Annotated in this window: 13 protein-coding genes and 3 tRNA genes; 9 read left to right on the top strand and 7 right to left on the bottom strand. The window is 70.9% G+C overall.

The genetic code is table 11. The features are described 5' to 3' along the window. Positions 1-38 precede the first annotated feature (38 nt). Positions 39-1,055: an AraC family transcriptional regulator gene (locus AB0C27_RS30530; RefSeq protein WP_357850660.1), complete on the bottom strand. Its 1,017-nt coding sequence runs from the start codon at positions 1,053-1,055 to the stop codon at positions 39-41. Between the two features lie 41 nt (positions 1,056-1,096). Between AB0C27_RS30530 and AB0C27_RS30525 the strand changes: the two genes are divergently transcribed. Then, positions 1,097-1,876, top strand: coding sequence for a phytanoyl-CoA dioxygenase family protein (locus AB0C27_RS30525; protein ID WP_357850658.1), 780 nt, complete (start codon positions 1,097-1,099; stop codon positions 1,874-1,876). 17 nt (positions 1,877-1,893) lie between these two features. On the opposite strand, the gene dusB is transcribed toward AB0C27_RS30525, so the two are convergent. Further along, positions 1,894-3,000, bottom strand: a complete 1,107-nt coding sequence (gene dusB / locus AB0C27_RS30520; protein ID WP_357850655.1) for a tRNA dihydrouridine synthase DusB — start codon at positions 2,998-3,000, stop codon at positions 1,894-1,896. Between the two features lie 82 nt (positions 3,001-3,082). On the opposite strand from dusB, the gene AB0C27_RS30515 reads away from it, so the two are divergent. The 4 genes from AB0C27_RS30515 to AB0C27_RS30500 all read left to right on the top strand — a co-directional run bounded on the left by AB0C27_RS30515 (position 3,083) and on the right by AB0C27_RS30500 (position 4,017). Further along, positions 3,083-3,718 carry an ACT domain-containing protein gene (locus AB0C27_RS30515; protein WP_357850652.1) on the top strand — a complete coding sequence of 212 codons (636 nt, stop codon included), beginning with the start codon at positions 3,083-3,085 and terminating at the stop codon, positions 3,716-3,718. A 58-nt stretch (positions 3,719-3,776) separates the two neighbouring features. Further along, positions 3,777-3,848: transfer RNA gene (locus AB0C27_RS30510), tRNA-Gly, on the top strand. 19 nt (positions 3,849-3,867) lie between these two features. Continuing rightward, positions 3,868-3,941, top strand: a tRNA-Cys gene (locus tag AB0C27_RS30505). Position 3,942: 1 nt separating this feature from the next. Then, positions 3,943-4,017 (top strand) — tRNA-Val (locus AB0C27_RS30500). A 179-nt stretch (positions 4,018-4,196) separates the two neighbouring features. Here AB0C27_RS30500 and AB0C27_RS30495 read toward each other — a convergent pair. From AB0C27_RS30495 to AB0C27_RS30485, 3 genes are all read right to left on the bottom strand, one after another. Beyond that, positions 4,197-5,030, bottom strand: coding sequence for a carbohydrate ABC transporter permease (locus tag AB0C27_RS30495; RefSeq protein ID WP_346113535.1), 834 nt, complete (start codon positions 5,028-5,030; stop codon positions 4,197-4,199). Further along, on the bottom strand, positions 5,027-5,953 hold the full coding sequence (locus AB0C27_RS30490) for a sugar ABC transporter permease (RefSeq protein ID WP_357850649.1): 927 nt from the start codon (positions 5,951-5,953) through the stop codon (positions 5,027-5,029). The genes AB0C27_RS30495 and AB0C27_RS30490 overlap by 4 nt, the downstream gene beginning before the upstream one ends. 109 nt (positions 5,954-6,062) lie before the next feature. Beyond that, positions 6,063-7,397: an extracellular solute-binding protein gene (locus AB0C27_RS30485; RefSeq protein ID WP_357850646.1), complete on the bottom strand. Its 1,335-nt coding sequence runs from the start codon at positions 7,395-7,397 to the stop codon at positions 6,063-6,065. Positions 7,398-7,700: 303 nt separating this feature from the next. Here AB0C27_RS30485 and AB0C27_RS30480 point away from each other — a divergent pair, with 303 nt between their 5' ends. Continuing rightward, the gene (locus AB0C27_RS30480) at positions 7,701-9,191 is read left to right on the top strand and encodes an alpha-N-arabinofuranosidase (RefSeq protein ID WP_357850643.1); all 1,491 of its coding nucleotides are present in this window, start codon (positions 7,701-7,703) and stop codon (positions 9,189-9,191) included. Positions 9,192-9,246: 55 nt separating this feature from the next. Here the strand turns inward: AB0C27_RS30480 and AB0C27_RS30475 are convergent, their stop codons facing one another. Continuing rightward, positions 9,247-10,260, bottom strand: coding sequence for a LacI family DNA-binding transcriptional regulator (locus AB0C27_RS30475; protein ID WP_357851395.1), 1,014 nt, complete (start codon positions 10,258-10,260; stop codon positions 9,247-9,249). Positions 10,261-10,390: 130 nt separating this feature from the next. Beyond that, positions 10,391-11,080, bottom strand: a complete 690-nt coding sequence (locus tag AB0C27_RS30470; RefSeq protein WP_357850640.1) for a DUF6348 family protein — start codon at positions 11,078-11,080, stop codon at positions 10,391-10,393. A 260-nt stretch (positions 11,081-11,340) separates the two neighbouring features. Between AB0C27_RS30470 and AB0C27_RS30465 the strand changes: the two genes are divergently transcribed. The 3 genes from AB0C27_RS30465 to AB0C27_RS30455 all read left to right on the top strand — a co-directional run bounded on the left by AB0C27_RS30465 (position 11,341) and on the right by AB0C27_RS30455 (position 13,790). Next, a complete protein-coding gene (locus AB0C27_RS30465; protein WP_357850637.1) occupies positions 11,341-12,201 on the top strand; it encodes a serine hydrolase in 861 nt (286 codons plus the stop codon). A 114-nt stretch (positions 12,202-12,315) separates the two neighbouring features. Beyond that, positions 12,316-12,915 carry a MarR family transcriptional regulator gene (locus AB0C27_RS30460; RefSeq protein WP_357850634.1) on the top strand — a complete coding sequence of 200 codons (600 nt, stop codon included), beginning with the start codon at positions 12,316-12,318 and terminating at the stop codon, positions 12,913-12,915. Continuing rightward, positions 12,912-13,790: an alpha/beta hydrolase gene (locus AB0C27_RS30455; RefSeq protein ID WP_357850631.1), complete on the top strand. Its 879-nt coding sequence runs from the start codon at positions 12,912-12,914 to the stop codon at positions 13,788-13,790. The genes AB0C27_RS30460 and AB0C27_RS30455 overlap by 4 nt, the downstream gene beginning before the upstream one ends.

Raw genomic sequence — 13,790 nt, 5'->3', positions numbered from 1 at the left:
CATCTCCGGCAGGCCGACGGGGCAGGTGGCGGCGTTGCTCAGTCGGTGATGGGGCGGAGGCGGGCGCGGTAGTCGCGGGGCGGGAGGCCGTACTCCCGTCTGAAGGCGCGGCTGAAGTGGAACGGGCTGACGAAACCCGAGGCCGCCGCCACCTGGCCGACGTCCATGTCCGTCACCTCCAGCAGGCTCGCGGCGTGCCGCACCCGGGCCCGGCGCACCGCCTGCATCGGCGTCTGGCCGGTCTCCTCGGCGAACAGGTGGGCGAAACGGGACGGGGAGAGCGCGACCGTACGGGCGAGCGAGGCCACCGAATGCGGCGCACCGGGCTCGGCCGCGATCCTCGCCAGCACGCGGCGTACCCGCTCGTCCCCCTCCTCGCCCTTCCCCTCGGGCCGCGCGGAGGCGGTGGCCAGCACCAGCACCTCCTCCACGGCCCCCAGCACCAGCTCCCGCGCCGCCCTGCCCACCACCACCGCCGGCACCCGCACCTCACCCGCCCTACCGTCCGGACCGGCCGACCCCCGCACCTCACCCGCACCACCATCCGGACCGGCCGACCCCCGCGCCACGCCCGCATCACCGTCCGAAGGGACGCTCACCCCTGCCTCGGCCAGGTCGCCGGCCGGAGCGGCCGGCGTCGTGTCGGGCGTCCAGCGGGCGTCCTGGAGGGCCCGCTGGAAGGCCAGGTCGATCCGGGGATGCACGGCCCGGGGCACGCCCGCCACCAGGTGACACCCGCCCTCCCTCGCGTACGGGCCCAGCCAGGCCGCCCAGCTCGCCCGGGGCTGGAAGTGCACCCACCAGAACCGCCACCGCCCCGCCCCCGGCCGTACCCGGTAGTGCTGGGCCACCCCCGACCTCAGCACCGCCAGATCCCCCTCCCCCACCGCGAACGCCGCCCCGCCCTGCTCGACGGCTCCGGCCCCGGCCTCGGTCCACAGCAGCAGCCAGCTCGGCGAGCCGCCGGGGCGGCGGGTCGCGTAGCCGGGCACCCTGTCGTAGTGGCCCACGATCATCAGCTCGGCAGCAGGAACAGACATGTCCTCAGCGGTCATGGGCATACCGTGGCACATCCCGGCCGCCTACCGTGACAGACATGAGCTACAACGACTTCCACGAGCAGGGGTACACGATCGTGCCCGCACTCCTCTCCCCCGAGGAGGTGGCCGAGCTGCGCGACGAGTTCATGGGTATGCACGCCAGAGGCCCTATCCCGGGGCACTTCACGCCGCAGCCGCAGGAGCCGGGGCGGCCGTACGACATCCTGCGCGACTATCCCCGGATCATGCACCCGCACCAGGTGAGCGACGTGGCACTGCGCTACCTGCTCGACGCCCGCGTCGGCGCGATCCTGCGCGAGCTGCTCGGGGAGGAGCCGATAGCAGCCCAGAGCATGTTCTACTTCAAGCCGCCGGGCGCCAGGGGGCAGGCGCTGCACCAGGACAACTTCTACCTCCGGGTCGAGCCGGGCACCTGCGTGGCCGCCTGGGTGGCGCTCGACCGGGTCGACCGGGCCAACGGCGGTCTGGAGGTCGTTCCCGGTACGCATCTGATGGACCTGTTCTGCCCGGAGGAGGCCGACGAGGGAGTCTCCTTCACCAGGGAGTACGTGCCGCCGCCGCCGGGCCTGGAGAAGGTGCCCGTGGACATGAACCCCGGCGACGTGCTGTTCTTCAACGGCAGCCTGGTGCACGGCTCGGAGCCCAACGGCACCCAGGACCGCTTCCGCCGCAGCTTCATCTGTCACTACACCGGCCGCTCGGCGGAGCGGATCGCCGAGTACTACCCGACGCTGACGATGACGGGCGAGCCCGTACGGCTCGAAGCGTCGGTCGGCGGCGGCCCCTGCGGCACGGAGATCACCGGCCCCCACTAACGCGGCTCAAGAGTGGGTCAGCCGCCGGAAACGTCCGACTCCTCCTCAGGGATGGGGCAGTCCCAGGGATCGTCCAGCCACCCGTCAGGCAGCAGCACCTTCGACCGTTCGCCCGACTTGCCCCGAGGCGTGTCGGTGTTCGGCGGCCACGGCTGGTCGCGTTCCAGCTTGGCCAGCCCTTCCCGCAACCCGTCGAGCGACTCGGCCGTGGCCAGCTCGCGCCGCAGCTCGCTCCCGACCGTGAACCCCTTCAGATACCACCCGACATGCTTGCGGAAGTCGGCCACCGCGTACCGCTCGATGTCGAAACACTTGGTCAGCCCCTCGGCGTGCCTGGTCATCACGTCGGCCACCTCGCCGAGTGTCGGCCGTACCCGCTCGGGGCTGCCGTCGAAGGCGTACTCGAGATCCTTGAACAGCCACGGCCGCCCGAGACAGCCCCGCCCGACGACGACGCCGTCGCACCCGGTGCGCCGCACCATGGCGACGGCGTCGTCGGCGGACCAGATGTCGCCGTTGCCCAGCACGGGGATCTCGGGGACGGCCTCCTTCAGCCGGGCGATGGCCTCCCAGTCGGCCACGCCTCCGTAGTGCTGCTTCGCCGTGCGGGCGTGCAGCGCGATCGCGGCGACGCCCTCCTCGACGGCGATCCGCCCGGCGTCCAGGTAGGTCAGGTGGTCGTCGTCGATGCCCTTGCGCATCTTCATCGTCACGGGCAGCGACCCGGCGTTCGCGACCGCCGCACGCAGGATCCGCCGCAGCAGATTCCGCTTGTACGGCAGCGCCGACCCGCCCCCGCGCCTGGTCACCTTGGGCACGGGGCAGCCGAAGTTGAGGTCGATGTGGTCGGCCAGGTCCTCCTCGGCGATCATCCGGACCGCCCGCCCCACGATGTCGGGATCCACCCCGTACAGCTGGATGCTCCTGGGCCGCTCGGACTCGGCGAACCTGATCATCCGCAACGTCTTAGGATTGCGCTCGACGAGGGCCCTGGTCGTGATCATCTCGCACACGAACAGGCCGGCGCCCTGCTCACGGCACAGCACCCGGAACGGCGCGTTCGTGATGCCCGCCATCGGCGCCAGCACCACGGGCGGCCACACCCCAATCGGCCCAATCTTCACCCCGTCAGTTGTAGCGCAGGTCAGGCTGTGAACGGTATTCGGCCGATAGTCTGTGATCCGGCATCTTCGGTGAGGGGGACGGATGCTTCTTCGAGTCCGCGTCGAACTGCCCGACCGGCCCGGGTCCCTGGCTCAGGTGACCAAGGTGCTGGGGGCGGCGGGCGCCGACATCACCCAGGTGACCGTCCTCGACCGGGTCGACGGCCGGGCCGTCGACGACATCACGGTCTGCTGCCCGGCGGGCACGCCCACGCAGACCCTGGTCAGCAGCCTGCAAGGCGTGGACGGCGTGACGGCGGTCAGCGTCTGGCCCACCCGCGAGGCGCCGGGCACCTACCCGGAGCTGGAGATCCTCAAATACCTCACCACGGCAGGAGACCGGGCGCTCACCACGCTGGTGGACTCACTGCCGGCCCTCTTCAGCGCCGACTGGGCCGCCGCCGTCGCCGGCCACCGCGTCGTCCACGCGAGCTGGCGCGCCCCCCGCGATCCGGCCCTCCCTCTGGAGACACCGGCCCGCCCCGAGGCCCTGACCCTGGACGACGGCCTGCACGCCATCCACGCCCCGCTGCCCCCGCTGGGCCTCTCCTTGGTCCTGGCCCGCTCGGAGGGGCCGGCCTTCCACCGCATCGAGGTCCACCGCCTCACCAGAATCCTGGAGATCTTCCTCAGCCTCCCCGCCACCGAACACAGCCTGGCCCGCCGCCTCCACGCCTGACCCCGGTCAGGCGGCAGCATCCGCTCGAAAAAACCGCTAGAGTTGTCCACGAGGCAACGCGGAAGTGGCTCAGTGGTAGAGCATCACCTTGCCAAGGTGAGGGTCGCGGGTTCGAATCCCGTCTTCCGCTCGGAGATGAGGTTCAGCTCGGTGGCGTGGCCGAGAGGCGAGGCAGCGGCCTGCAAAGCCGTCCACACGGGTTCGAATCCCGTCGCCACCTCCAAGGACGATTAGCTCAGCGGGAGAGCGCTTCCCTGACACGGAAGAGGTCACTGGTTCAATCCCAGTATCGTCCACCAGAAGTCAAGGCCCCAGCTCACGGCAGACGCCGGGAGCTGGGGCTTCTTGTTGTCCGAGGTTGACAGCATCCCGCTCAGCTCGCTGCCGAGTCGATGCTCTGTTGATCAGCCCGAGCGAGCTTGAGGCCCTCGCCTTCGACTGCCGCCGCCGGCCGGCGGACCCGGTGAGGTGTTGAGGGTCACTGGCCGGCCAGGCCCGTGTGGGCCACGCCTCGGACGATCTGGCGTTGGAACAGGACGAAGACCACCAGGAGCGGCAGGCCGGCCAGGACCACCGAGGCCATGATCTGTGCGTAGCGCAGGCCGAACGTGCCCTGGACGACGTTGGCCAGCCCGACCGGGAGGGTCATCGTGTTCGGGTCGGTGGAGACGAGGAACGGCCAGAGGAAGTTGTTCCAGGTGTTGATGAAGGTGAAGATCGACACGGCGGCCAGGACCGGGCGCGACAGGGGCAGGACGATGGTGAAGAAGACCCGCCAGCGGCCGGCCCCGTCGACGAAGGCGGCCTGTTCGAGTTCGGGGGGTACGTCCTGGAAGAACTTGAAGAGGATGTAGACGATGAGCGGGGCCGCCACCTGAGGCAGGATGATCGCCCACCACGTGTCCACCAGGCCCAGGGCGACCATCTCGGCGAAGAGCGGGGCCATGAGGACCTGGGGCGGGATCATGATGCCGGCGAGGATCAGGCCCAGCAGCGCCCGCTGGCCCTTGAACTGCGTGCGCGCGAACCCGTATGCGGCCATCGCCGAGAACAGCACGGTGAGGAACGTGACGATCACGGCGGTGACGGTCGAGTTGATCGCCCATTTGACGATGCCGCCGGTCTCCAGGACGAGCGCGTAGGAGTCGAAGGTGATCCGGCTGCCGATCCATTCCAGGGGCAGCTTGGTGGTCTCGGACTCGGGCTTGAGTGAGGTGGCGACGGCCCAGGCGATGGGGGCCAGCCAGATCACCGCCAGCACCAGAGCGGCCACCAGCAGGACGAGCTGGCTGAAGCTGAACCGCTTGGTCACGACGCGACCTCCTCGCGCTTGCGGAACAGCCGGAGCTGCGCCAGGGAGACGATGACGATCAGGACGAACAGGATGTACGAGACGGCCGAGGCGTAGCCGACGCGGTAACCGGTGAAGCCGACGTCGTAGGCGTACTCGATGATGGGCAGGGTGGCGTCCTGCGGGCCTCCGCCGGTCATCAGGTAGATCTGGTCGAAGACCTTGAGTGAGGCGACCAGTTGCAGCACCACGATGAGCACTGTGGTGCGGCGCAGCAGCGGCAGGGTGATGGAGCGGAGTTTGTCCCAGGAGGAGGCGCCGTCGATGGCGGCGGCCTCGTACAGGTGCGTGGGGATCGACTGGAGTGCGGCGAGGTAGAGCAGGAAGTTGAAGCCGACCGTCCACCAGACGGTGGTGAGCACCACCGACCACATGGCCGTGGCGGGGTCGCCCAGCCACAGGACGTCGGTGCCGAGCGTGCCGTTGAGCAGGCCGTAGTCGGGCGGGTAGATCATCTGCAGCCACAGGATGGAGACCACGGCCGACGGCAGCAGGAACGGCCCGAAGAACGACAGCCGCCACAGCCACTGCACGAAGCGCACGTTGTGCACCAGCAGCGCGAGCACCAGGCCGAGCAGGACCAGCGGGATCGTGCTCAGCACGGTGAAGACGAGCGTGTTCCACAGCGAGCGCCACATGCGCGGGTCGGCGAACGCCTCGGCGTAGTTGTCGAACCCGATGAAGTGGTTGTTGCCGCCGGCGATGTTGACGCTCGACAGGCTCATCTGGAAGCCGAGGATGGTCGGCCAGACCAGGAAGGCCAGGTAGATCAGCAGGAAGGGCCCCACGAAGAGCAGCCCGTGCTGGGTCCAGCCGCGCCGGACCTTGGCCTTGGCCGCGGGGGCGGGGGCGGCGGTCGAGGGGGCCGCGACGGTGGTGGTCATGAGCCCTCCTTGGTGGTCGGTTTCACGGCCGGCCCGGTCATGAGGCCTCTCCTGGTCGGTTCCACGGCCGGCGCGGTCATGAGCGCTCCTCGTCGGAGAAAGGGGCCGGTCATGACCGCTCCTCGTCGGGGAAGGGGTTCGGGGCGGCCATCAGCCGGCTCAGCGACGCCTTCGCCGCCGCCAGCCCCTCCTCGGGGGTACGCGTCCCGGCGATGACCGGGGAGAACGCCTCGCCGAACTCGATCCACAGCCGCGAGGCCGACCCGGTGAACCACACCTGCGGGTCGAGGGCGACCTCGGTGATGACCGAGCGGTACTCCGACTGCGGCTGCAGCGCCAGGTAGTCGGGCTCCTCCAGCGCGGGCAGGTAAGCGGGCACGTGCCCGGCCACCGCCCAGTCGGCGCTGTTCTTGACCAGGTAGGCGATGAAGCGGTAGGTGGCCCGCTCGACCTCGGGGTCGCGGGAGCGCTGGTGCGGCAGCACGAACGCGTGGCAGTCGGCCTGCGCCGCGCCGGTGCCGAAGACGCTGGGGAAGCGGGTCATGCTGAACGGCGTCCCGCGTTCCTTGAGCCCGGTGGTCTCCCAGTCGCCGTTCCACAGGAACGCCGCCTCGCCGTTGGTGAACTTGGCGACGGAGGCGCCGTAGTCGGTACGCCAGTCGCACAGCCCTTCCTTGCCGAGCCGCTGCATGAGCCGCAGGGCCTCCAGCGCCTTGGCGTCGTCGATGGTGACCTGGGTGCCGTCGTCGGACACAAGGGTGCCGCCGCTCTGCGGATAGAGCGAATACCACACCCGCCACGGCCCGACGGTGCCCAGGCCGAGCGCGTCGAAGGCCAGCGGGGGCTTGCCGCCCATCACGTCCTTGGCCTTGGCGAGCCGGGCGATCAGCTCGTCCACGCCCTTGGTGGGCGCGAGCTTGCCGTCGGGGCCGAGCAGCCCGGCCTGCCGGCAGATGTCGGTGTTGTAGTACTCGACCATCGGGTGGGCGTCGAACGGGATCGCGTAGAGGACGCCGTCGAGGTGGGCGCGTTCCCAGATGGGCGGGCTGAAGTCGGCGCCGCGCAGGCCGGCCTCCTCCAGCAGCTTGACGTCGATCGGGTCGAGGATCTGGCCGGCGCCGATCCCCGCCAGCCGGGCCAGGTGGAAGGTGGCCAGGTCGGGAGAGCGGCCGCCCGCGCCGGCCATCGCGACCTTCGTGTAGAAGGGCTCACCCCACTGGAGCACGTTCTCCTCGACGAAGATGCCGGGATTGTCCTTCGCGAACGCCCCGACCATCTTGTTCATGATGATGCCGTCACTCGCGCCGAGGAAGTGCCAGTACTTGACGCGGGTCTGGGACGAGCCGAGCCCCATGGGGATGGCGCAGCCCGTGGCGGCGGCGCCGAGCAGGGCCAGGCTGCCGCCGAGGAGGTGCCGTCGGGTGATGTCGGGGGGACCGTGCACTGGGGGCCTCTTCCTGCACCAGCTATGTTCTCGTTGACACCGGAGGATTCAAGGCAGGCGTGATCGGCGCCTCTCTCACGGAGGCGCTGGTGGGCGAGCACTCCGGGTCGCGGAGGTCGCCGCGCGGACCCCGTTGTTTCAGCGGGGTTACCCGAGTGTTAGCGGTAACAAGCAGGCTGTCAAGGGCCTGCTCGCAACCGGTTGCGGGGACCCGGACCGCGCCTCGGGCCCCTTGACCCGGGTCTGTGATAACGCTAACAATCGGGACCACGTAACGGCCGCGAAACTCCGGGAGACGCCTCCGTGCATCAGGCCAAGCTCACCCTCGATCCCGCCTTCAAGGTCGCTCCTGTGCACCGGCGCACCTTCGGCACGTTCGTGGAACATCTCGGGCGCTGCGTGTACACCGGCATCTACGAGCCGGGCCACCCGACGGCCGACGAGGACGGTTTCCGCCGCGACGTGCTCGACCTGACCAGGGAGCTCGGCGTGTCCACCGTCCGCTACCCCGGCGGCAACTTCGTCTCCGGCTACCGGTGGGAGGACGGCGTCGGCCCGGTCTCCGAGCGCCCGCACCGGCTCGACCTGGCCTGGCACAGCACCGAGACGAACGAGGTCGGCGTGGACGAGTTCGTCCGCTGGTGCCGACGGGCGGGCGTGGAGCCCATGATGGCCGTCAACCTCGGCACGCGCGGCATCGCCGAGGCCCTCGACCTGCTCGAATACTGCAACCACCCCTCCGGCACCGCGCTCTCGGACCGGCGGATCGCGAACGGCGCCAAGGAGCCGCACGGCATCAAAATGTGGTGCCTGGGCAACGAGCTGGACGGCCCCTGGCAGACCGGTCACAAGACGGCGCGCGAGTACGGCCGGCTGGCCGCCGAGACCGCCCGCGCCATGCGCATGGTGGACCCGGGTCTGGAGCTGGTCGCCTGCGGCAGTTCGAGTTCGAGCATGCCCACGTTCGGCGCGTGGGAGGCGGAGGTGCTGGAGGAGACGTACGAGCTGGTGGACCACATCTCCTGCCACGCCTACTACCAGGAGAAGGACGGCGACCTCGGCAGCTTCCTGGCCTGCTCGACCGACATGGACTACTTCATCGCCTCGGTCGTGGCCACCGCCGACCACGTCGGGGCCCGGCTGAAGTCGCGCAAGAAGATCAACATCTCCTTCGACGAGTGGAACGTCTGGTACCAGTCGCGCTTCCACGACACCGGCACCCCTGAGGACTGGCCGGTGGCGCCGCCGCTGCTGGAGGACCAGTACCACCTGGCCGACGCGGTCGCCTTCGGTGGCCTGCTGATCTCGCTGCTGCGCAACAGCGACCGGGTGACCGCCGCGTCGCTGGCCCAGCTGGTGAACGTGATCGCGCCGATCATGACCGAGCCGGGCGGGCGGGCCTGGCGGCAGACGACCTTCCATCCGTTCGCCCAGGCGTCCCGGTACGCCGCCGGCGACGTGCTGCGGATCGAGCCGGTCGCGCCGGCGTACGAGACGAAGGTGTACGGCGAGGTGCCGCTGATGGACGCGGTGGCCACGCACGACGGGCAGAGCACAACGCTGTTCGCCGTCAACCGCTCGATCGACGCGCCCATGTCCCTGGAGATCGACGCGCGGGCGCTCGGCGGGGTGCGGATCGTCGAGGCCACCACGCTCACGGACGCCGACGTCTACGCCCGCAACACGGCCGACGACCCCGCCCGGATCGCGCCCAGGCCGAACCCGGACGTCGAGCACGACCCGGCGCGCGTCCTGCTGCCCCCGGTCTCCTGGAACGTGATCAGGCTGGGGTAAGCGCCGGGGCTCTCCCGTATCTCCCGTACGACCGGCTCGGGCTCGACGGACGTGATCAGGCTGGGACCGCGCCGGGGGCGGCGCCCGTACTGCCGGGAGCGGCGCCGGTGCTCTCGCGGACGACCAGCTCGGGCTCGATCAGCCGCCGCGCCTCGGGCTCGGCGCCCGCCATCCGGTCGAGCAGCATGTGGAAGGCGTGCCTGCCGACCGCACCGAAGTCCTGGCGCACGGTGGTGAGCGGCGGCCAGAAGTACGCCGATTCGGGGATGTCGTCGAACCCGGCCACGCTGACGTCTTCAGGCACCCGCCGCCCCGCCTCGCGCAGCGCCCTCAGCACGCCGAGCGCCATCTGGTCGTTGGCCACGAACACGGCGCTGACCTCGGTGTCCTCGGCCAGGCGGCGGCCGAGCTGGTAGCCGGAGCGGGCGCTCCAGTCGCCGCGCAGCACGTCGGGCACCGGCCGCCCGGCCGCCTCCAGGACGCCGCGCCAGCCTTCGATGCGGTCGTTGGCGTCGAGCCAGTCGGCGGGCCCGGCCACGTGCCAGACGCTGCGGTGGCCGAGGCTGAGCAGGTGTCGCGTGACCCGGGCGGCGCCGGTCGCCTGGTCCACCTTGGCCACGGGCACGGGGATGTCGTCGCCGGCGTCCACCGCGACCACCGGCATCTCGGGCGGCAGGTGACGCAGCCCGTCGGCGGCCGACTCGTGGGGCGCGACGATGATCACACCGTCGACCGCCTGCGTGCGCAGCCGCTGCACGCCCTCCTCCATCGACCTGCGGTTGAGCGAGCTGAGGCTGGCGATGCTGACGTTGTAGCCGGCGTGCCTGGCGGCCTGCTCGATGCAGTAGAGGGTGGAGGCGGGGCCGTAGAGCGTGGTGTCGATGCTGACCACGCCGAGCACGCCAGAACGGCCGGTGACGAGCTGGCGGGCGGCCTGGTTGGGCCGGTAGTCGAGCTCGCGCACGGCGGCCAGCACCCGGGCCCTGGTCTCGGCGCGGACGAGGTCGGGCGAATTGAGCACCCGCGAGACGGTCATCGTGGAGACTCCGGCGAGTACGGCGACGTCCATGAGCACCGCCGGCCGGCCGGGTTTGGCTTTCACCGCGGCTCACCCCCTCAGCGGTAACGCTAACAGGCGGAGGGGGCTCGCGCGCGATCAATATGCGCGGCCGCGAACGTGCGTCCGGCGCGGCGAAAGCTCAGTCTTCGTGGACGAGCAGGACGAACGTGCGGGCGTAGGAGACGCCGCTCGCCGGGCGCGGCCAGTCGAGCTCGGCCAGCGCCCGCGAACCCGCCTCGTGGTGGTCGCCGTTGACCCGGATCTCGGCGGTCTCGCCGCCTTCACCGCCGCCGAAGAACGCCTTGACGCCCACCAGCTCCTCCCGTTCGAACGCGCCCTTCAGCGCCGGGGCCAGGTGCGGCAGCAGCACGTGCTGGACCGCCCACCGCTGGACGGCGTCGTGGTCGTCGCCCGTGCCCCAGCCGGTGATGCCGCCGTGGATGGCGTGCCGGCCGGGGAAGCCGTCGGGGTCGCCGGAGGCGAAGTGGCCGGCGTGGGAGCCGTCGTGGACGAGGAGCTCCAGCAGCGCGCTGCCGGTGGTGCCCAGCCACACCTGCACGGCCCGCTCGACGGCCTCCTCGGTGGTGACGCCGTAGCCGGCCACAGAGTCGGCGATCGTGGCGCGCTCCGGGTGCTCGACGTCGAGGATGAAGTCGAGGTCGAGATGGCCGGGGGTGCCGGGGTGGCCGTCGCCGCCGAGCCGCACCGCGACCCTGCCGGGGCCTTTGGCCAGGCCGTCGCGGACCTCCCACGGCCGGCCCATGGCCGCGCTCAGGCGTCCGGCGACCATACCGAGCACCATGTCGTCCGCCGGCCGCACGCCGTCCATGCCCCACCCCTCGGTCGCGATCCCTCGACACCTGCCAGGCTAGTCGTGTTGATCATCTCGCGTGCCCGCGCCACGTGCGCGCCGGGGGCACATTCGCGTCACCACTGTCCTCTGCGGCAAAAGATTTACCGTACGGATTTACACGGCTATATAGGCCTTTTCATGTGATTTGTCACGAAATGTCGTACATTGTGGCAAGAGCACGCCAAATCCGGCGGCACTCTGGGCTGATGCGTTACCGGAAAGCTTTTCTGGCTGCCATGGCAGGCGCACTTGCCCTGGTCACAGGACTCACCGCGCCCGCGCATGCCACCCCGACCATCGGCCGAACCGCCGCGGGGGCCGTCACCCTCGATGACGCCCCCACCGTACGCGGCCGCGCCGCCTACCTGATGGACGCCTCCTCCGGCGCCGTACTCCTCAACAAGCACGGCGGCGAACGGATGCCGATCGCCAGCCTCACCAAGACCATGACCGCGTACGTGGTGCTGAAGAACGCCAAGCCCACGGACGTCGTACGGATCAAGCGCGAGGACGTCGCGTACGCGGAAGACGGCGGCGGCACCACCGCCGACCTGCGCCCCGGCGACCGGATCACGGTCGGCGAGCTCATGTACGGCCTGATGCTGCCCTCCGGCGCCGACGCCGCCCACGCGCTGGCCCGCACGTACGGCCCCGGCGTCAAGGGCTTCGTGGCCAAGATGAACGCCACCGCCCGCGAGCTCGGCATGAACGACACCGAGTACGTCAACGCCGACGGCCTGCCCACGCCGCGCGGCGACGGCTTCTCCACCGCCAGGGACCAGGCCGTGCTCGCGGCAGCCGCGCTGCGGGTGCCGCTGATCAAGCAGGTGGCGGGCACGCGCTGGCACGAGCTCGACGCCGGCGACGGCCACCGGTACTACGAGTGGCGCAACACCAACCGCCTGCTCCGCACGCCTGGGGCGATCGGGCTCAAGACCGGGTTCACCCGGGCGGCGGGCTACTGCCTGGCGTTCGCCGGTGAGTCGGACGGGCGGACGCTGGTCGGCGTGCTGCTCGACGAGTCCGTCTCCAGCCGGCGTTTCGACACCGCGCAGGCGCTGCTGTCCTGGGGCGCGACCGCCCGCGAGGCCGCCTGACGATCGTCCGTGCGGCCGCCTCGACGATGGACGCGGTCGCGGGATCGTACCGGGACTTCCTGACCGTTGATGCAGTCATTGCAGTTATGACTGCAATGACCGTAATGTGGAGATATGGCCACGGAAGCAGAGCTGGAGTTCGTCGACGACGTCGCGGTGTTCTTCAGACGTGAGGGCATGCCGCTGATCCCCGGCCGGGTGATCGGCTGGCTGCTCATCAGCGACCCTCCCGAGCAGAGCGCGGCCCAGCTGTCCGACGCGCTGGGGGCCAGCCGCAGCTCGATCAGCAGCGCCACCCGGCTGCTGACGCCGAGCGGGCTGGTCGAGGGGGTGCGGCGGCGGGGCGACCGGCAGGAGTACTTCCGCATCGCCGCCGACGGCTGGAGCCGGATGCTGGCCGCCCGCTACGCGAAGACGGCCGCGTTCCGGCAGATCACCGAGAACGGGCTGCGGGTGCTCGCCGGCGGCTCCCCCGTCCGGCGGGAACGGCTGGAGAACGTGCACGAGTTGTACCGGTTCCTGGAGGGAGAGCTGCCCGCGCTCTGGCAGCGATGGGAGACCCACCGCGCCCGGCTGGGCGGACCGGGCGCCCGAGCAGCCGGCGAGCTGGGCGGCGGGCCAGGCGACGGGCAGGACGGCGGGCCGGTTGCCGGGTCGGCCGCTGGGTCGGCCGCTGGGTCGGCCGCTGCCGGGGTTCGGGAGGAGGGCGCATGACGGGTGAGCTGCGCAACACGTACCTGACCAGCCCCGAAGGCCGCCTGCACGTGCACAGTGCCGGCGAGCCCGGCGCGCCGCCGGTGCTGCTGCTGAGCGGCGCAGGGGTCGACAACGCCCTGCTGAGCTGGCGTCACCTCATCCCCGTCCTGGCCGGCCACCACCACGTGCTCGCGCTCGACTGGCCGAAACAGGGCCAGAGCCGGCCCTGGAGCGGCCGGGTCACCCACGAGCGCATGCTGCGCTGCGTCACCGACGTGCTCGACCGCTTCGGACTGAGCTCGGCCGCCCTCGTCGGACTCTCCCAGGGCGGCGCGCTCGCCCTGGCCACCGCCATCGAGCATCCCGGCCGCGTCGATCGGCTGGTGGCGCTGGCCCCGGCCGGCATCCTGTCGTTCCCGCCCGTCGTGCACCAGGCCCTCTGGCTCACCGCCAGGCTGCCCCTGCTCAACACCGTGCTACCGACGGCCATGCTGGGCAGCAGGGAGCGGATCGCCGGGTTCGCCAGGAAGGCGCTGTTCGCGGGGCCCGTACCGGACTTCGAGGACATCGTGGACGAGATCGAGGAGGAGGTCCGTGAGGGCGGCGCGGGCTCGTCCGACTGGCAGAACGCCTCCATCGGCCCCCTGCGCATGCGCGTCGACCTACGCCCGCGGCTGCGCGAGATCGCCTGCCCCACGCTGATCATCCAGGGCGACAAGGACGTCGGCGTACCGCCCGCCCGCGCCCGCGATGCCGCCGCGCTCATCCCCGGCGGCCGGTTCGAGCTGCTCAAAGGCGTCGGCCACTGGTCGAACCGGCAGGCGCCCGCCCAGGTCAACGCGCTCATCGCCGGGTTCCTGCAGCCCATGGACGGCGCTGATCCTTTGGGCTAG

Origin of the sequence: Nonomuraea sp. NPDC048882, assembly GCF_040649755.1 — a bacterium.
Taxonomy (GTDB): domain Bacteria; phylum Actinomycetota; class Actinomycetes; order Streptosporangiales; family Streptosporangiaceae; genus Nonomuraea; species Nonomuraea maheshkhaliensis.
Note: the sequence above shows the minus strand (reverse complement) of the source record. Positions and strands in the feature narration are given on the sequence as shown.

Excerpts from the sequence above, each read along its gene's own strand:
- AB0C27_RS30530 (WP_357850660.1), bottom strand. The coding sequence starts at position 1,055 with ATGACCGCTGAGGACATGTCTGTTCCTGCTGCCGAGCTGATGATCGTG.
- AB0C27_RS30525 (WP_357850658.1), top strand. The coding sequence starts at position 1,097 with ATGAGCTACAACGACTTCCACGAGCAGGGGTACACGATCGTGCCCGCA.
- AB0C27_RS30515 (WP_357850652.1), top strand. The coding sequence starts at position 3,083 with ATGCTTCTTCGAGTCCGCGTCGAACTGCCCGACCGGCCCGGGTCCCTG.
- AB0C27_RS30490 (WP_357850649.1), bottom strand. The coding sequence starts at position 5,953 with ATGACCACCACCGTCGCGGCCCCCTCGACCGCCGCCCCCGCCCCCGCG.
- AB0C27_RS30475 (WP_357851395.1), bottom strand. The coding sequence starts at position 10,260 with ATGGACGTCGCCGTACTCGCCGGAGTCTCCACGATGACCGTCTCGCGG.
- AB0C27_RS30470 (WP_357850640.1), bottom strand. The coding sequence starts at position 11,080 with ATGGACGGCGTGCGGCCGGCGGACGACATGGTGCTCGGTATGGTCGCC.
- AB0C27_RS30465 (WP_357850637.1), top strand. The coding sequence starts at position 11,341 with ATGGCAGGCGCACTTGCCCTGGTCACAGGACTCACCGCGCCCGCGCAT.
- AB0C27_RS30460 (WP_357850634.1), top strand. The coding sequence starts at position 12,316 with ATGGCCACGGAAGCAGAGCTGGAGTTCGTCGACGACGTCGCGGTGTTC.
- AB0C27_RS30455 (WP_357850631.1), top strand. The coding sequence starts at position 12,912 with ATGACGGGTGAGCTGCGCAACACGTACCTGACCAGCCCCGAAGGCCGC.